General features: G+C 71.8%; 15 protein-coding genes and 1 pseudogene. 10 read left to right on the top strand and 6 right to left on the bottom strand.

Translation table 11 applies throughout. The annotated features are described in order from the left end of the window. Nucleotides 1–93 precede the first annotated feature (93 nt). Nucleotides 94–1,311 (top strand): alginate lyase family protein, encoded by a 1,218-nt coding sequence (locus tag ABZZ20_RS01115; protein ID WP_356865397.1) that lies wholly within the window; start codon nt 94–96, stop codon nt 1,309–1,311. Between the two features lie 69 nt (nt 1,312–1,380). On the opposite strand, the gene ABZZ20_RS01120 is transcribed toward ABZZ20_RS01115, so the two are convergent. After that, on the bottom strand, nt 1,381–2,103 hold the full coding sequence (locus ABZZ20_RS01120) for a lysophospholipid acyltransferase family protein (protein ID WP_356865399.1): 723 nt from the start codon (nt 2,101–2,103) through the stop codon (nt 1,381–1,383). 342 nt (nt 2,104–2,445) lie between these two features. Between ABZZ20_RS01120 and ABZZ20_RS01125 the strand changes: the two genes are divergently transcribed. The 5 genes from ABZZ20_RS01125 to ABZZ20_RS01145 all read left to right on the top strand — a co-directional run bounded on the left by ABZZ20_RS01125 (nt 2,446) and on the right by ABZZ20_RS01145 (nt 6,992). Continuing rightward, on the top strand, nt 2,446–2,736 hold the full coding sequence (locus tag ABZZ20_RS01125; RefSeq protein ID WP_356866108.1) for a thioredoxin family protein: 291 nt from the start codon (nt 2,446–2,448) through the stop codon (nt 2,734–2,736). Between the two features lie 248 nt (nt 2,737–2,984). Next, on the top strand, nt 2,985–3,506 hold the full coding sequence (locus ABZZ20_RS01130; RefSeq protein ID WP_356865401.1) for a flavin reductase family protein: 522 nt from the start codon (nt 2,985–2,987) through the stop codon (nt 3,504–3,506). A 203-nt stretch (nt 3,507–3,709) separates the two neighbouring features. Continuing rightward, a complete protein-coding gene (locus ABZZ20_RS01135; protein ID WP_352211922.1) occupies nt 3,710–4,495 on the top strand; it encodes an electron transfer flavoprotein subunit beta/FixA family protein in 786 nt (261 codons plus the stop codon). A 62-nt stretch (nt 4,496–4,557) separates the two neighbouring features. Further along, nucleotides 4,558–5,520 (top strand): electron transfer flavoprotein subunit alpha/FixB family protein, encoded by a 963-nt coding sequence (locus tag ABZZ20_RS01140; protein ID WP_356865404.1) that lies wholly within the window; start codon nt 4,558–4,560, stop codon nt 5,518–5,520. Nucleotides 5,521–5,693: 173 nt separating this feature from the next. After that, complete coding sequence (locus tag ABZZ20_RS01145) at nt 5,694–6,992, top strand: aldolase (protein ID WP_356865406.1); 1,299 nt, start codon at nt 5,694–5,696, stop codon at nt 6,990–6,992. 168 nt (nt 6,993–7,160) lie between these two features. Here the strand turns inward: ABZZ20_RS01145 and ABZZ20_RS01150 are convergent. Then, a pseudogene (locus ABZZ20_RS01150) lies at nt 7,161–7,556 on the bottom strand (substrate-binding domain-containing protein); the annotation flags it as partial. 238 nt (nt 7,557–7,794) lie between these two features. Here ABZZ20_RS01150 and ABZZ20_RS01155 point away from each other — a divergent pair. Next, nucleotides 7,795–8,835, top strand: a complete 1,041-nt coding sequence (locus ABZZ20_RS01155) for an NUDIX domain-containing protein (protein ID WP_356865408.1) — start codon at nt 7,795–7,797, stop codon at nt 8,833–8,835. Between the two features lie 91 nt (nt 8,836–8,926). On the opposite strand, the gene ABZZ20_RS01160 is transcribed toward ABZZ20_RS01155, so the two are convergent. Together ABZZ20_RS01160 and ABZZ20_RS01165 are read right to left on the bottom strand one after the other, a co-directional pair. Then, nucleotides 8,927–9,628, bottom strand: a complete 702-nt coding sequence (locus tag ABZZ20_RS01160; protein ID WP_356865410.1) for an MBL fold metallo-hydrolase — start codon at nt 9,626–9,628, stop codon at nt 8,927–8,929. A gap of 74 nt (nt 9,629–9,702) precedes the next feature. Further along, nucleotides 9,703–11,067, bottom strand: a complete 1,365-nt coding sequence (locus ABZZ20_RS01165; protein ID WP_356865412.1) for a dipeptidase — start codon at nt 11,065–11,067, stop codon at nt 9,703–9,705. Nucleotides 11,068–11,322: 255 nt separating this feature from the next. Here ABZZ20_RS01165 and ABZZ20_RS01170 point away from each other — a divergent pair, with 255 nt between their 5' ends. Then, nucleotides 11,323–12,591, top strand: a complete 1,269-nt coding sequence (locus ABZZ20_RS01170) for a geranylgeranyl reductase family protein (protein WP_356866110.1) — start codon at nt 11,323–11,325, stop codon at nt 12,589–12,591. 157 nt (nt 12,592–12,748) lie between these two features. Here ABZZ20_RS01170 and ABZZ20_RS01175 read toward each other — a convergent pair whose 3' ends face one another. Next, nucleotides 12,749–13,207 (bottom strand): nitroreductase/quinone reductase family protein, encoded by a 459-nt coding sequence (locus ABZZ20_RS01175; protein ID WP_356865414.1) that lies wholly within the window; start codon nt 13,205–13,207, stop codon nt 12,749–12,751. 145 nt (nt 13,208–13,352) lie between these two features. Between ABZZ20_RS01175 and ABZZ20_RS01180 the strand changes: the two genes are divergently transcribed. Further along, nucleotides 13,353–14,051 carry a TetR/AcrR family transcriptional regulator gene (locus ABZZ20_RS01180; protein ID WP_356865416.1) on the top strand — a complete coding sequence of 233 codons (699 nt, stop codon included), beginning with the start codon at nt 13,353–13,355 and terminating at the stop codon, nt 14,049–14,051. 710 nt (nt 14,052–14,761) lie between these two features. Here the strand turns inward: ABZZ20_RS01180 and ABZZ20_RS01185 are convergent. Then, nucleotides 14,762–15,508 carry a maleylpyruvate isomerase family mycothiol-dependent enzyme gene (locus ABZZ20_RS01185; protein WP_356865418.1) on the bottom strand — a complete coding sequence of 249 codons (747 nt, stop codon included), beginning with the start codon at nt 15,506–15,508 and terminating at the stop codon, nt 14,762–14,764. Nucleotides 15,509–15,544: 36 nt separating this feature from the next. Here ABZZ20_RS01185 and ABZZ20_RS01190 point away from each other — a divergent pair, with 36 nt between their 5' ends. Next, entirely contained in the window at nt 15,545–16,222 is a 678-nt protein-coding gene (locus ABZZ20_RS01190) for an alpha-ketoglutarate-dependent dioxygenase AlkB (RefSeq protein ID WP_356865420.1), read from the top strand. The last annotated feature ends 43 nt before the right edge of the window (nt 16,223–16,265 follow it).

Here is a 16,265-nt window from a genome sequence, read left to right on the forward strand (position 1 = left end):
TCCTGTCGGATACGTTGTCAACTTGGCATGCCCATGGGTACTTTCGGCGGCAGGAATTTCCTGTTCCGCCCACCTCCGACCGGAAGGCGCTTCATGCGTTACGGAGTCCCCACCGGGCTGGCCGCCCTCGCGCTCGGTTTAACCGCAGCCCTGGCCCTCACCCCCATGGCACACGCCGGCCCCCCGCGACCTGCCGACGCCCCCGCCCCGGCCGCCGCCCCCGCGCAGTTCGTCCACCCCGGAGTCCTGAACAGCCGCGCCCAACTGGACTTCGTACGCACCAAGGTGCAGGCCGGGCAGCAACCGTGGAAGGCGGCGTTCGACGCCATGCTCGCGAGCCCGTACAGCTCGCTCTCGCGCACCCCCGCACCGCGCGCCGTCGTCGAGTGCGGCTCGTACTCGAATCCCAACATCGGCTGCTCCGACGAGCGCGAGGACGCCATCGCCGCGTACGGCGACGCGCTCGCCTGGTACGTCACCAGGGACGCGAAGTACGCGAAGAAGTCGATCGAGCTGATGGACGCCTGGTCCGCGAAGCTCAAGGACCACACCAACAGCAACGCCCCGCTGCAGAGCGGCTGGGCCGGTTCCACCTGGCCGCGGGCCGCGGAGATCATCAAGTACACCTACACCGGAGGCTGGCCGAACCAGGGGCGGTTCGCGACCATGCTGCGCGACGTCTACCTGCCCGAGGTGATCGACGGTCGGCCGAACAGCAACGGCAACTGGGAACTGATCATGATGGACGCCGCCGTCGGCATCTCCGTCCACCTCGACGACCGCGCCGCCTACGACAAGGCCATGAGCATCTACCGCGGCCGGGTCCCCGCGTACTTCTACCTGGCGTCCGACGGCCCACAGCCGAAGTACCCGCCGCGCTCCGGCATCGACACCCGTAGCGAGCTGATCGACTACTGGCACGGGCAGAGCAGGTTCGTGGACGGCCTCGCACAGGAGACCTGCCGGGACTTCGGCCACACCGGCATGGGGATCGCCGCCACCATGCACGTCGCCGAGACCTCGCGGATCCAGGGCCGCGACCTCTACCCGGAGTTCAAGGACCGCTTCCGCCACGCGCTCGGCTTCCACGCCACCTACGAACTCGGCGCGCCGGTGCCCTCCTGGCTGTGCGGAGGGAACCTGACCAAGGGCATCGGCCCGTCGACCGAGGTCGGCTACAACGCCCTCCACACGCGCCTGGGCGTGGGCATGGAGAACACCCGCAAACTCACCGAAGCGCGGCGCCCGGCCGGCACCGAGAACCACTTCGAGGCGTGGGAGACCCTGACCCACGCCGAGAACCCCAACTGACGGCGGGCACGCCGCGGGCCCCGTCGTGAACGGCGGGGCCCCAGGATCACCCGACCCGGTGGTCCGGAATCAGCCCGCTTCCTTGACCTGCGCGGCGGTCGGCGCGGTGCCCCCCAGGTGCGCCGGCAGCCACCAGGAGTCCTCAGGACCCTTGGGGGCGGCGGGGTAGGCGCGCTGCGCCGCCTCCAGCAGCTCCTGCACCCGCTCGCGCAGACGGCGGGTGATCGCCCCGGCGTACTGGTCGGAGGGCGCCTCGATGGGCTCGCCCACCCGCATCGTCACCGGGATGTGGCTGCGCTTGAGGTTCTTCGGACGCCCCTTGGTCCACAGCCGCTGGGTGCCCCACAGCGCCACCGGGATCAGCGGGACGCCCGCCTCCTGGGCCATCCGCGCCGCGCCCGACTTGAAGCTCTTGAGCGTGAACGACTGGGAGATCGTCGCCTCCGGGAACACGCCGATGATCTCGCCCGCACGCAGCGAGTCCAGGGCGTGCTGGTAGGCCGTCTCACCCTGTTTGCGGTCCACCGGGATGTGCTTCATCGCGCGCATCAGCGGCCCGGACACCTTGTGGCGGAACACCGACTCCTTCGCCATGAAGCGCACCAGGCGCTTTTGCGGCCGGGCCGTCAGGCCGGCGAAGATGAAGTCGAGGTAGCCGATGTGGTTCGACACGAGAACCGCCCCGCCCTTGCGTGGGATGTTCTCCGTGCCCTTCATGTCGATACGGATGTCCAGCGCCCGGAAGAGGGTGTGGGCGGCGCCGATCACCGGAGGGTAGACGAGCTCAGCCATGAGGGGGAGACCCCGCTTTCTGCCTGGGGAGGTGCTCCCGGCCGGAAGTTACGGCTGCGTAGGTACGCGGCCCTTGGGGATCGTGCCCCATACGCGGGCTGCTGGCCAGTCCAGACGTCCGTGCCCGAGGAGATTCTCGTCACGCCGGGAATGCGGCGCGTGCCCGGGGCGCTCGGATCAGCGTACGAACGTACTTCGATGATGCGTGAACGGGGTCCGCGGCGAGGGCGGCCGACCGCCCGACCGCGGCGGTGAACAGCAGCGACGGGAGCAGGAGTGCGCGAGGACCGGGGCGGCAGCGGCGCGGGTGCCGAACGGCCGGACACGGGGCGCCGGGGCGCGGTGGAGCTGGGTGCGCAGCTCGGGGAGCGGGCCAGCCTGGTGCAGTTCTCCAGCGCCTTCTGCCAGCCCTGCCGGGCCACCCGGCGGATCCTCGCCGAGGTGGCGGACATGATCGAGGGCGTCGAGCACATCGAGATCGACGCCGAAGCCCGTCTCGAACTGGTGCGCGCCCTCGGCATCGAGAAGACTCCGACCGTACTGGTCCTGGACTCGGCGGGCCGGATCGTCCGGCGTGCGAGCGGCGTGCCGCGCAAGGCCGATGTGATCGCTGCCCTGGGTGCGGCGATATGACGGGCGCGCCGGTACACGCGCCCGCACACAGCGTGACGCGCCTCGCATCTGCCCGTTGCGGCTTGACTGTGTACACGAGAGATCGCCAGGCTGGCGGTATGCGGTATGAACTCCTGCTTTACGGGCGGGTCCACGTGGACCTCGTCCGCCACGCGAGCGCGCGCTGTCGGGTCTGTGCACGACCCCGGCCCCTGACCTGATCCCGCCCGCGCCCGCCCGCCGCCTTCGCGGCAGAAGGAAGCACCTCCATGACGGCCCCGACGGCCCAGTCCGCACGTTTCAGCTCCGGTCAGCCCGGCTCGCCCGATCTGCTCCGCTCCGTCTTCCGGCAGCACGCCGCGGGAGTGGCCGTGATCACTGCCGGGGATGGCGGCCGACCGGTCGGGTTCACCGCGACCTCACTCAACTCCGTGTCCGCCGACCCGCCGCTGCTGTCCTTCACCATCGCCACCGGGTCGTCCAGCTGGCCGGTGATACGCGATTCCGAGCACCTTGGCGTCCACATACTCGGCGAGCACCAGAAGGAACTGGCCGGTCTCTTCGCCCGCAGGGGGGCCGACCGTTTCGGACCCGCCACCGGTTGGGCCGAGGGTCCGCACGACGTTCCCCTGCTGGACGGCGTACTGGCGTGGCTGGTGTGCCGCGTCGTGGCGCGGGTGCCGGCCGGGGAGCACCGGGTGATCATTGCGGAGGTCGTGGTCGGGGACCCCGTAGGGGAGGGGCGGCCCCTGCTGTACCACCAGGGTCGCTTCAACGCGTTGCGCGACTGAATCGTCCCTGCTGGGGCGGGTTCGGGTGGCGTTGGACAGATCACAGTTCGCGAGCCTTGCAACCGTGGGGGACCCACGGTGTACTGACGAGTAACATTCCCTTCGGGGCGCGGGCCGCCCCGACCGGGATCCGCCCGACAAGGCGCCTATGCTGCCTGCACAAGGCGGTATCAGAAAAAAGACGATGCGGTAGGAGAGCCGGCGTGAGCCTGAGGATCGTTGTCTGTGTGAAGTACGTGCCCGACGCCACCGGCGACCGGCACTTCGCCGATGACCTGACGGTCGACCGCGACGACGTCGACGGTCTGCTGTCGGAGCTCGACGAGTACGCCGTCGAGCAGGCGCTGCAGATCGCCGAAGAGGCCGACGACGCCGAGATCACCGTCCTGACGGTGGGCCCCGAGGACGCCAAGGACGCGCTGCGCAAGGCGCTGTCCATGGGCGCCGACAAGGCCATCCACGTCGAGGACGACGACCTGCACGGCACCGACGTCATGGGCACCTCGCTGGTGCTCGCCAAGGCGATCGAGAAGGCCGGCTACGACCTGGTCATCACGGGCATGGCCTCGACCGACGGCACCATGGGCGTGCTCCCGGCGATCCTGGCCGAGCGCCTGGGCGTCCCGCAGGTCACCCTGCTCTCCGAGGTCAAGGTCGAGGACGGCACCGTGACGGGCCGCCGCGACGGCGACTCCGCCAGCGAGCAGCTGGAGGCTTCCCTCCCGGCGCTCGTCTCCGTGACGGACCAGTCGGGCGAGGCCCGCTACCCGTCCTTCAAGGGCATCATGGCCGCCAAGAAGAAGCCGGTGGAGTCCTGGGACCTGGAGGAGCTGGAGATCGAGTCGGACGAGGTCGGCCTTGAGGGCTCCTGGACCGCGGTCGACTCCGCGGCGCAGCGTCCGGCCCGCACCGCCGGCACGATCGTCAAGGACGAGGGCGAGGGCGGCAAGCAGCTGGCCGAGTTCCTGGCCGGCCAGAAGTTCATCTAAGAGCTTCGGCCGACACCCTCTCGATCGCCCCCTGACTACTTCGCATTCGCAGGAGCACTCCTATGTCTGAAGTCCTCGTCTACGTCGACCACGTGGACGGTGCCGTCCGCAAGCCCACCCTTGAGCTGCTGACCCTCGCCCGCCGCATCGGCGAGCCCGTCGCCGTCGCCCTCGGCGCCGGTGCCGAGAACACCGCCGCCGTGCTCGCCGAGCACGGTGCTGTCAAGGTCCTGACCGCCGACGCCCCCGAGTTCGCCGAGTACCTCGTCGTACCCAAGGTGGACGCGCTCCAGGCCGCGTACGAGGCCGTCTCCCCGGCCGCCGTGCTCGTCCCGTCCTCCGCCGAGGGCAAGGAGATCGCCGCGCGCCTGGCGGTCCGCATCGGATCCGGCATCATCACCGACGCCGTCGACCTGGAGGCGGGTGACGAGGGTCCGGTCGCGACGCAGTCCGCGTTCGCCGCGTCCTTCACCACCAAGTCCCGTGTCTCCAAGGGCACCCCGGTCATCACCGTCAAGCCGAACTCGGCTCCGGTCGAGGCCGCCCCCGCTGCCGGCGCCGTCGAGGCGCTGGCCGTGACCTTCGGCGCCCTGGCCACCGGCACCAAGGTCGTCTCCCGCACCCCGCGCGAGTCGACCGGCCGCCCCGAGCTGACCGAGGCCGCGATCGTGGTCTCCGGCGGTCGCGGCGTCAACGGCGCCGAGAACTTCCACATCATCGAGGAGCTCGCGGACTCCCTCGGTGCGGCCGTCGGTGCCTCGCGCGCCGCCGTCGACGCCGGCTGGTACCCGCACACCAACCAGGTCGGTCAGACCGGCAAGTCGGTCTCCCCGCAGCTGTACATCGCCTCCGGCATCTCGGGCGCGATCCAGCACCGGGCCGGCATGCAGACCTCGAAGACCATCGTGGCCATCAACAAGGACGCCGAGGCCCCGATCTTCGACCTGGTGGACTACGGCGTGGTCGGCGACCTCTTCACGGTCGTCCCGCAGCTGACCGAGGAGATCAAGGCGCGCAAGGGCTGACCTGCGCTCCTCTTCGTAGCCTGACCTTTCGGGGCCGTGCGGTGTTCCTCACCGCACGGCCCCGAGTCGTTGGGGCGCGGTGGCGGAGGGACCATTGACGGGGCGGAACCCCGACACTAAATTCTGCTATGCGGATCTAATCTTCCGTTAAGCGGAAATGAGGAGTGTGCACGATGGGTCAGCAGGAGAAGGTGGCGACGAGCCTCGCAGGCGTGGTCAGCGAGGGCATCAGCGCCTCCCTCGCGCCGGTGGACGCGGAGCTCGCGCGCCGCTATCCGGGCGACCCCGGCACCCGCCAGCCCGTCCACACCGTCTACGTCCCCGGTGACGTCTTCGGCGCGGACACCATCCGCTCCTGGGGCGACCAGGCCCTAGCGGCCCTCGACGAGCACGCCCCGGACGCCGCCACCTTCGCCCGGGTGCTCGGCATCAGCGACGAACTGGCCGTCCCCGTCTACGAACGTGTCCGCGCCAAGCTCCGGCGCGAGCCCATCGAGGACCTCCGGGTCGACTTCGAGGACGGGTTCGGGGTCCGCTCCGACGAGGAGGAGGACCAGGCGGCGGCCCGCGCGGCCCGCCTCGTCTCCGAAGCGTTCTCCAACGGCACGAACGCCCCGTACATGGGCATCCGCATGAAGTGCATGGAGTCCAACGTGCGCGACCGCGGCATCCGCACCACGGACGTCTTCCTGTCCGGGCTGCTGGAGCACGGCGGCCTCCCGGACGGACTGGTCCTCACCCTCCCGAAGGTCACGTACGCACAGCAGGTCACGGCTTTCGTGAAGCTGCTGGAGGCCTTCGAGACCGCCCGCGGGCTGCGTCCGGGCCGGATCGGGTTCGAGATCCAGATCGAGACCAGCCAGTCGATCCTGGCCTCCGACGGAACCGCCACCGTGGCCCGGATGATCGGGGCGGCCCAGGGGCGCGCCACCGGCCTGCACTACGGCACCTTCGACTACAGCGCCTGCGTGGGCGTTTCCGCCGCGTACCAGTCCAGCGACCACCCGGCCGCCGACCACGCCAAGGCGATCATGCAGGTGGCGGCCGCCGGCACCGGCGTACGCGTCTGCGACGGCTCGACCAACGTCCTGCCGATCGGCACCACCGCGCACGTCCACGAGGCCTGGAAGGTGCACTACGGCCTCACCCGCCGCGCCCTCGCCCGCGCCTACTACCAGGGCTGGGACATGCACCCCGGCCACCTCCCGACCCGCTACGCGGCGGTCTTCACCTTCTACCGCGAGGGTCTCCAGACCGCTGCCGCGCGCCTGAAGGCGTACGTGGCCAAGATCGAGGGCGAGGTGATGGACGAGCCCGCCACCGCTAAGGCCCTGGCCGGCTACCTGGTCCGCGGCCTGGACTGCGGCGCGGTGGGCGCGGACGAGGTCACCGCCCTGACGGGGCTGACCCGCGCGGAACTGGACGCCTTTGCCATCCCCCGCCGCTCGGCGACCCTGACCGCGACTTCGTAGGTCCCGCCCGCCGCGGCCCGATCCGGGTCGCACGCGCCGTGCCGAACACCGGCTGTGGGAGATGCTTGACGCCGCTTGCGGTGTCGACGAGTCCAATCCCGTACCCGCCCCCGCGGCCACCCCTTTGCAGCTTATGGCGGCCGACGCGATGCAGCCTGCCGAGCCCGGTCAGACGGACGGCGGGAGTTCGCCCGAGCCGCGGGGGATCAGCCGGGTCGGGAGTTCGATCCGGGTCGCGGGGAGGGAGGCGCCCGCGAGGCGTTGGAAGAGCCGGTCCGTGGCCACCCGGCCCAAGGCCGCCGCGTCCTGGGCGACCACCGTCACGCCGGGGCGCAGCAGGTCCGCCAGCTCGAAGTCGTCGAAGCCGACCAGGGCCACCGGCCGCGGGTGCTCGGCCAGGACCCGTACCAGCGTCACCGTCACCCGGTTGTTCCCCGCGAAGACCGCCGTGACGGGGTCGGGACCCGCCAGCATCGCGCGGGCCGCCGCGGCGACGCGGTCCGGGGAGGTCGAGCCGAGGGATTGCCAGGCGTCCGCCGCCCGCAGGCCCGCGTCCGCCATGGCCGTACCACGGTCTTCAGGCCCACGCCCGCACGGGCCGCCACGTCCTTCATGGTCGGCCGGTTGCCGTAGCGGGGCTCGGACGGGCGGCGGCTCTGCGGCACGGGACGAAAACCTCCGGAGGTGGGGGCGCGGCTGCGACCTTGAGGATAAGCACTGGGCCGGTGACCGGGTTTCCGTGGCAGGGTGATGCGGGCAAGCCACTGGGGGCTCCGGACGAGCCATGGGGAGAGGGGTAGACGTGATTGTCTGGATCAACGGCACATTCGGCGCCGGGAAGACCAGCACGGCGCGCGAACTGACCGCAATCCTGCCGGACAGCACCCTGTACGACCCGGAGCTCATCGGCGACGCACTACGCCAACTGCTGCCGGGCAAACGCCTCGCCGAGGTCAGCGACTACCAGGAGCTGCCGAGCTGGCGGCGCCTGGTGGTGGACACGGCCGCCGCGATGCTTGCGGAGCTGGGCGGGGTGCTGGTGGTGCCGATGACGCTGCTCCGACAGGAGTACCGGGACGAGATCTTCGGCGGGTTGGCGGCACGACGGATCGCGGTGCGACACGTGCTGCTCGCCCCGGAGGAAACGATCCTGCGCGAGCGGATCGCGACGCGGGAGGAGCCAGGGGACCCGGAGGACGTGGACGTACGGGTGCGACAGTGGGCGTACGACCACATCCCCGCCTACCAGCAGGCGTTGGGCGGCTGGCTGGCCGCGGACGCGCACGTCATCGACAACGGCGCGCTGAGCGTGCGCGAGACGGCGGAGCGGATCGCCGACGCCCTGCGCACGGACGCTGCCGGGGTGTGCGACATCGTCCAGACACCGGAACCGACGCGGGAGACGGTGGCGGCCGGGGTGCTGCTGTTCGACGACGAGGACCGGGTGTTGCTCGTCGATCCGACGTACAAGCCGGGTTGGGAGTTCCCGGGCGGGGTCGTCGAGGCGGGCGAGGCACCGGGCTGTGCGGGGGTGCGGGAGGTGGCGGAGGAACTGGACCTGGACCTGGGCACCGTGCCGGAGCTGCTGGTCGTGGACTGGGAACCGCCGGTGCCTCCTGCGTACGGGGGCCTGCGGCTGCTGTTCGACGGGGGCCGACTGTCGGCGGAGACGGCCTCCGGCCTCCGGCTGCCGGGACCGGAGTTGCGGGCGTGGCGCTTCGTGACCGAGGAGGAGGCGCACGGGTTGCTGCCGGCGGTGCGCTACGAGCGGCTGCGGTGGGCGCTGAGGGCACGGGAGCGGGGGCGCCCGTTGTACCTGGAGGGGGGCCGGCCCGTGCCGTAGCCCTGCGTGCCGTAGCTCTGCGGGCCGCGGCCCGCGCTGCGACCGCTCGGCCGCGGCGCGGGACCCGTCGGGCGGGGACCGCGTCCAGTGGTCAGGGGAGCGACGGTTCCGCGGCCGTGGCTGCGCGGAGGGTGGCCGCCGCGTCCCTCGTCAGCGGGTCGCCGTGGCCGAAGCACACCACCGACGGCGACAGCCCCGCCAGCCGGCGGAACGAGGCCAGGGCCCCGGTGCGGTCCACGTTGAAGACGCCCAGCACCACCCCGTCCACCCCTGCCATGCAGTCGCCCACGAACAGCACGCCGTGGGACGGCAGGTGGATCCCGATGCTGCCCGGAGTGTGCCCCGGGGCATGCACCACCACCGCGCCGTCACCGAAGGGGAGCACGTCGCCGTCCTCCAGCTCGCGGTCGACCCGGGTCGGCGGCGCCTGCGGGACCGTCAGACCGTGCTCGTACAGCGGTAGTTCCCAGTCCAGCAGGACCGGCTCGGGGACTGGGAGCTCGCCCCGGATCACCGGGGCCTCCAAGCGGTGCGCCAGCACCTCCGCGCCCCAACGCGCGGCGAGTTCCTCCGCGGCGCCGACGTGGTCACGGTGGCAGTGGGTCAGGACGATCCGCTCCAGCCGCCCCGGGTCCAGCCCGAGGCAGCGGATCGCGTCCTCGACGGCACTCGCGGAACCGGCGTGACCGGAGTCGATCAGGGTCAGGGCTTCGCCGTCGCGCCACAGGTACGCCTGGCCGATCGGGAAGCGCAGCATGTGGAGCCGCTGGGGGAGTACGTCGACGAGATCCATACGACGAACGTAGACGCGCCGCCCCCGCTCCCGGCCGGCCTTTCACCGGGAGCGGAGTTCGCCCGTAGCGCAGGTCAGGCGCGCTTGGACTCCGCGTAGTTGACGAGGAACAGGGCCTCCGCGACCGACAGGCGTTCGAGCTCCTCCGGGGAGACGCTCTCGTTCACCGCGTGGATCTGCGCCTCGGGCTCGCTCAGCCCGATCAGCAGCATCTCGGCCTCCGGGTACAGCGACGTCAGCGTGTTGCACAGCGGGATCGACCCGCCCATGCCGCTGACCTGCATCTCCTGGCCGGGGTAGGCCACCTGCATGGCCGCTGCCATCGACGCGTACGCCGGGCTGTCCGTGTCCGCCTGGAACGGCTGGCCCTGGCCCACGACCTCCAGCTCCAGGCGTGCCTGCCACGGCGTGTGCGCCACCAGGTGCGCCTCCAGCAGCTTGATGGCCTCCGCCGTGTCCACGCCCGGCGGCACCCGCAGGCTGATCAGCGCGCCGGCGCTCGCGTGCACCGACGGGGTCGCGCCGGTCACCGGCGGGCAGTCGATGCCGAGGACGGTGACGGCCGGGCGGGCCCACAGCCGGTCCGCGATCGTGCCCTCGCCGATCAGCTCGACCCCGTCCAGCACCTTCGCGTCGGCCCGGAAGTCCGCCTCCGGGTACTGGAGGCCCTCCCACACCGCGTCCGAAGCCAGCCCGTCCACCGTGGTCGAACCGTCAGCAGCCCGCAGCGAGTCCAGCACCCGGATCAGTGCGGCCAACGCGTCGGGGGCGACGCCGCCGAACATGCCCGAGTGCAGGTTGCCGCCGAGAGTGTCGATCTTCACCTTGATCAGCGTCATTCCGCGCAGGGTGGCCGTCACCGTCGGCAGGCCGAGCCGGAAGTTGCCCGCGTCACCGATGACGATCGTGTCGGCGGTGAGCAGTTCCGGGTGCGCCTCCGCGTACTGCTGGAGGCCGCCCGTGCCCTGCTCCTCCGAGCCCTCGACGATCACCTTCACGCTCACCGGCACGCCATCGTTGGCCTTCAGCGCGCGCAGCGCCAGCAGGTGCATGATGAAACCGCCCTTGCAGTCCGCGGCGCCGCGCCCGTACCAACGGCCGTTGCGCTCGGTCAGTTCGAAGGCGGGGGAGATCCAGGCGGCGTCGTCCAGCGGTGGCTGCACGTCGTAGTGCGCGTAGAGGAGGACGGTGGGTGCACCCTCGGGCCCAGGCAGGAAGCCGTAGACCGACTGGGTGCCGTCCGGAGTGTCGAGGAGCGCCACGTCCTGGAAGCCCTCGGCGCGCAGTGCGTCAGCCACCCAGTTCGCCGCGCCCTCGCTCTCGCTCCGGGGGAACTGGGCCCAGTCCGCCACCGACTGGAAGGCCACCAGCTCGGTCAGCTCCTGCTGGGCGCGGGGCATCAACGAGGCGATGGTCTCGGCGATCGGATTCTGGGACATGGGCACGCTCCTCTTGGGTGCGACGTTGTGGTACGTGTACGCCTCCCGCATCCGCGTGGTGGGCGTTTGCCGGGTACGGCGAAAGACAGTCTCGATCCTCGCACAGCGAGACGGGCCGGTCTCGCGCCGTAGGATTTCCCTGCATCGGAGCAACCGCATGATCAGGAGCAGCAGCACATCGTGAGCAGCGACGACAGCAGTGACGGCGTACCCGACACGTCAGCAGGGCAGGCCGCTCAGGGGGCGGGGGACGAGATGGCCGGGGGGACCGGCGAGGTGTGGGACGTGGTCGTGGTCGGGGCCGGCCCGGCCGGTGCCTCGGCCGCGTACACGGCGGCGACGGCCGGGCGGCGCGTCCTGCTGCTGGAGAAGGCCGAACTGCCCCGGTACAAGACCTGCGGCGGCGGGATCATCGGCCCTTCGCGCGATGCCCTCCCGCCCGGTTTCGTGCTGCCCTTCAAGGACCGCATCCACGCGGTCACCTTCTCCCTGAACGGGAAGCTGACCCGGACCCGCCGCTCGCGGCAGATGCTGTTCGGGCTCGTCAACCGGCCGGAGTTCGATGCGGCGATGGTCACCGAGGCCGAGAAGGCCGGTGCGGTCGTCCGTACGGGTACGGCCGTCGCGCGGGTCGAGCAGCACGGGGCGGCGGTGCCCGACCGGCGTACGGTCGCCGTGGTGCTCGCGGACGGGGAGACCGTCCTGGCCCGCGCGGTGGTCGGCGCGGACGGCAGTGCGAGCCGGATCGGCGCGCACGTCGGGGTCGAGATGGATCAGGTGGACCTCGGCCTGGAGGCGGAGATCCCCGTTCCGCAGACGGTCGCCGAGGACTGGAAGGGCCGGGTGCTCCTCGACTGGGGCCCGTTGCCCGGAAGTTACGGCTGGGTCTTCCCGAAGGGCGACACCCTCACCGTCGGGGTCATCTCGGCGAAGGGCGACGGCGCCGCGACCAAGCAGTACCTGGAGGACTTCATCGCCCGGCTCGGACTCGCCGGCTTTGAACCCGCCCTCTCCTCCGGGCACCTGACCCGCTGCCGCAAGCCCGATTCGCCGCTCTCGCGAGGCCGGGTGCTGGTGGCGGGCGACGCGGCCGGACTGCTGGAGCCGTGGACCCGCGAAGGCATCTCCTTCGCGCTGCGCTCGGGCCGGCTGGCCGGAGAGTGGGCCGTGAAGATCGCCGAGGCGCAGGACGCGGTGGACGCACGCCGCCAGGCCCTCAACTACGCGTTCGCGGTGAAGGCCGGGCTCGGCGTGGAGATGGGTGTCGGCAAGCGGATGCTGACCGCCTTCGAGGCCAAGCCGGGGCTGCTGCACGCGGTGATGACCGGCTTCCGCCCGGCGTGGCGGGCCTTCGCCCGCATCACCCGGGGTTCCACGACGCTGCCCGAGCTGGTGCGGACGTATCCGCTGGCCCGCAAGGCCCTGCACGCCTTGGACGGCAGGCAGGCGCGCACCCGCGCGCAGGAGCCGGGGCAGGGGAACAGGCCTCGGCCGGGGGAGCAGCAGGCTCAGCCGGGGGAGTAGCTCCAGGGCTGGATCCGGGGAGCAGGTCCCGGACCGGGTGCCGGCGCCCTCCGGGGAACGGCGTACGCAGGATCGCGGCGGTCCTGCCCGTATGTGCGGGCAGGACCGTCTTCGTTTCGATACGGACAACCGGGCGGCGCGGGGCGCCTCGTGCCGGTCAGTTCGACACCGTGATCCGGAAGACCGGGTGGTCCCCGACGGTCGCCAGGATCTGCGCGTCGCTGGAGTCCGCGGTGACGCCCTGGAAGTACTGGTTGACCTCCCAGCCCCACTTCTTCAGGTACGCGCGGATCAAGGGGACCTTCAGTGCCGGGTCGGTGACCTCGGTGGCCGTGAACGCGCGCACCTTGCGGCCCACCCGCAGCTCGCCGCGGCCCGCCGCGCGCATGTTGCGGACCCACTGGGAGTGGCCGCGCGCCGAGACCAGGTACTGCTCGCCCTCGTACGTGTGTGGGTTGACCGGGATCCGCTGCATCTGGCCGGACTTGCGGCCTCGCACCGACAGCTCGGCGGAGCCGGCCAGGCTGATGCCGATCCGGGCGAGCTTACCGAAGAGGGAATTGAAGCGGGTGGCGAGCGGGCCGGCCTGGACGTAGTACGGGGTGGGCGCACTCATGACTGCCTCCGGACTGTGGGAGAGCGGTGCTCTCGCTTGAGATCAGTGTGCACGGATCGCCGCACCAAAGCAAGAGCGCTGCTCTCGAAAAGGGGCTGTGCTCCCATTTTTGGGCACTGCTCTATAGGCGTGGCACACTGCTCGCATGAGTACCGTGCGCGGGGCCCGGGAGCGGGCCCGTATCGAGGTCACCGGCGCCATCAAGGACGAGGCGCGCCGCATGCTCGCGGCCGAGGGCGCCGCCAAGCTCTCGCTGCGCGCCGTCGCCCGTGAGTTGGGCATGGTCTCCTCCGCCCTCTACCGGTACTTCCCCAGCCGTGACGAGCTCCTCACCGCGCTCATCGTCGACGCCTACGACAGCGTCGGCGCCGCCGCCGAGGAGGCCGATGCCCGTGCCCTCGCCGTCGGCGCCCCGCCCCGCGCACGCTGGATCGCGGTGTGCGAGGCCGTCCGTGTCTGGGCACTGGAACACCCGCACGAGTTCTCTCTCATCTACGGCTCCCCGGTCCCCGGCTACCGCGCCCCCATGGACACCGTCGGCCCCGCTTCCCGGGTCGGCAACGTCCTCATCGGTGTCGCCCGTGCCGCCCACGCGGGCCGCGGGCTCGCCCTCCCGCCGCTGCCCGCCGGTCTGCGTCCCGAAGCCGTCCGGATGACCGCCGACTTCGCCGAAGGGTTGCCCCCGGAGGTCACCGCAGCCCTGGTCGCCGCCTGGGCACAGTTGGTCGGCCTCGTCTCCTTCGAGCTGTTCGGCCAGTTCAACCGTGTCGTCGAGGACCGTGACGCCTTCTTCACGCATGCCGTGGGCCAACTGGCCTACGGGGTAGGGCTGCCCGCCGCATGACCGCGGCCACGCGGCCACCGGCGGCCGTCGTCGCCGGGGCAGTGGGGCCCACTACCCGCACGATGTGTTCGCGGGCGCCGTTCTGGCCGCTACGGCGGCCCCGGTGCTGCCGCTCCTCGTCCTGACCGCTGCCGTGCGGGCCGGGTCAGCGCTGCTCGGGGGCGCACGCGGCCGCCGTGCCGGGCATGCCGGGCAGGACGTTCCTCGGCGACGATGAGTTCAACGCTTCGATGAGCGGGTACGCGGTGACCGTTGCGGCGGCGGCCCCGGCGCTCCTGCCAGGGCCCGCAGCTTCCGTTGCCGTAGGGTGCCCCGACCGTCAAAGCCAGGAGTAGGCCCCGGACGGGCACGCTGCCCTCGGTCGCCGCCTCCAGCACGGGCCTCGCCCATGAGGGCCCGCCCGCCTCCGCACCAGCACGCGGTAGCCCGTCGCCGACGCACCTCTGGTTGTAGCCCGTCGCCGACGCACCTCCGGTGACGTGCACCGCCCCGTCGGTTCCAGCCGCCGCCCGGCACCAGCAGGAGCAGCGACCCTCCCCCTGCGACCGCCAGCACGGTCGCCGCCGACAACCTCCGCCCCCATCCGTAGTGCCTGATCGTGTTCATGGCTTCGACGCCAGGTGCGACGCAGCGCGGGCATTCGGCCGAACGGCGACCCGCGACCCCGACGATCGTCGGGGTCGCAGCGCCGGGGCGCCCCCGCGGACCGGTCAGACGATGGCAGCCGTCTGGGTCCAGTGCCGGGCCAGCGACTCGTCCCCGGTCACCTCGGGACCCGCCAACGGGAGCCGGTTCCACAATGCCGCGTACAGCCACGAGGCCACGCCGGTCACCTCGCAGTCCGGCGCCTCGCCCGTGTCGCCCTGCACCGTTCGGGGCGGCTCTTGCGACACGTGTACGGTCCATACCGCGCCCGTGTCCGCGGAGCGGATCCGCAGCACCCGCGGCTCCTCGGCCCGCACCCGGCTGCGCGGGCGCGCGTGGAAGCCGGTCAGCAGTTCGTCCACGCCGTCCTCGGCGAACTCGGCTGTCACCGGGGTGTAGAGCGCCCCGAGCGCCGCCTCCGCGTCCATCCGGTGCACGGTCGTCTCGTGCGCCTGGCGCCGCGCCCAGAACGCCAGCGGCGAGGGCGCGGCCGTCGGCAGGAAGGTCCAGCACTGCACGTCGGCCGGGGCCTCGGTCAGGGTCCGGACCAGTGCCGCGTGACCCTCGCGGTACCAGGCCAGCAGCTCGGCGCCGGTCAGCTCCGGGGCGTCCGGGAACGGGCCCGGTTCCACGATCGCGTCCCTGACGTACCCGGCCGCCCAACGGTGCACCGCGCCCGTGTGCCGCAGCAGGTCGGCGACGCGCCACCCCGGACAGGTGGGGATCAGGGCGTCCGTACCCGCGCGTTCGGCCACGTCGGCGAGCAACTCGCCTTCCCGCGCAAGGGTTTCCACATACTCGCTGATCTTCATGCGGGCAGTGTCCCACCGAGCACTGACAATGGAGCCATGGACGGGGAACTCTTCCCGCGCGAGCGTACCGAGATCGCCCCCGGCGCCGTGCACGTGCCCGACTGGCTCCCGCTTGAGCGCCAGCGGGAGCTGTTGCAGGCATGCCGCGTCTGGGCGCGCCCTCCCGCGGGGCTGCGCACCGTACGGACTCCCGGGGGCGGGACGATGACCGCCCGCCAGGTGTGCCTCGGACTGCACTGGTATCCGTACGGGTACGCCCGTATGGCGGTGGACGGCGACGGGGCCCCGGTCAAGCCGCTGCCCGGCTGGCTCGCGCAGCTGGGGCAGGAGGCGGTGGCCGCCGCGTACGGAGAACCGCCGCGGCCGGGCGCCGGCACCGGGGAGGCGTACGACATCGCCCTGATCAACTTCTACGAGGAGGACGCGCGCATGGGCATGCACCGCGACGCCGAGGAGAGGTCCGGGGCGCCGGTCGTCTCCCTCAGCCTCGGCGATGCGTGCGTCTTCCGCTTCGGCAACACCACCTCCCGCGGCCTCCCGTACCGGGACGTCCAGCTACGCAGCGGTGATCTGTTCGTGTTCGGCGGCCCGGCCCGGCGGGCCTACCACGGGGTGCCGAAGATCCTGCCCGGTACCTCACCGCCCGAGCTCGGGCTGACCGGACGGCTGAACATCACGCTCCGGGTCGGCGGGCTGGAGACCCCCCTCGACTGAACCGCGGCTCCGCGCACACCGCCGATCATGCGAGGATCGCTTC

The organism is Streptomyces sp. NPDC006430 (genome assembly GCF_040612395.1).
Lineage (GTDB): Bacteria > Actinomycetota > Actinomycetes > Streptomycetales > Streptomycetaceae > Streptomyces.

Coding starts and splice junctions, on each gene's coding strand:
- ABZZ20_RS01115 (WP_356865397.1), top strand. CDS start 94: ATGCGTTACGGAGTCCCCACCGGGCTGGCCGCCCTCGCGCTCGGTTTA.
- ABZZ20_RS01120 (WP_356865399.1), bottom strand. CDS start 2,103: ATGGCTGAGCTCGTCTACCCTCCGGTGATCGGCGCCGCCCACACCCTC.
- ABZZ20_RS01130 (WP_356865401.1), top strand. CDS start 2,985: ATGACGGCCCCGACGGCCCAGTCCGCACGTTTCAGCTCCGGTCAGCCC.
- ABZZ20_RS01140 (WP_356865404.1), top strand. CDS start 4,558: ATGTCTGAAGTCCTCGTCTACGTCGACCACGTGGACGGTGCCGTCCGC.
- ABZZ20_RS01145 (WP_356865406.1), top strand. CDS start 5,694: ATGGGTCAGCAGGAGAAGGTGGCGACGAGCCTCGCAGGCGTGGTCAGC.
- ABZZ20_RS01160 (WP_356865410.1), bottom strand. CDS start 9,628: ATGGATCTCGTCGACGTACTCCCCCAGCGGCTCCACATGCTGCGCTTC.
- ABZZ20_RS01165 (WP_356865412.1), bottom strand. CDS start 11,067: ATGTCCCAGAATCCGATCGCCGAGACCATCGCCTCGTTGATGCCCCGC.
- ABZZ20_RS01170 (WP_356866110.1), top strand. CDS start 11,323: ATGGCCGGGGGGACCGGCGAGGTGTGGGACGTGGTCGTGGTCGGGGCC.
- ABZZ20_RS01175 (WP_356865414.1), bottom strand. CDS start 13,207: ATGAGTGCGCCCACCCCGTACTACGTCCAGGCCGGCCCGCTCGCCACC.
- ABZZ20_RS01180 (WP_356865416.1), top strand. CDS start 13,353: ATGAGTACCGTGCGCGGGGCCCGGGAGCGGGCCCGTATCGAGGTCACC.
- ABZZ20_RS01185 (WP_356865418.1), bottom strand. CDS start 15,508: ATGAAGATCAGCGAGTATGTGGAAACCCTTGCGCGGGAAGGCGAGTTG.
- ABZZ20_RS01190 (WP_356865420.1), top strand. CDS start 15,545: ATGGACGGGGAACTCTTCCCGCGCGAGCGTACCGAGATCGCCCCCGGC.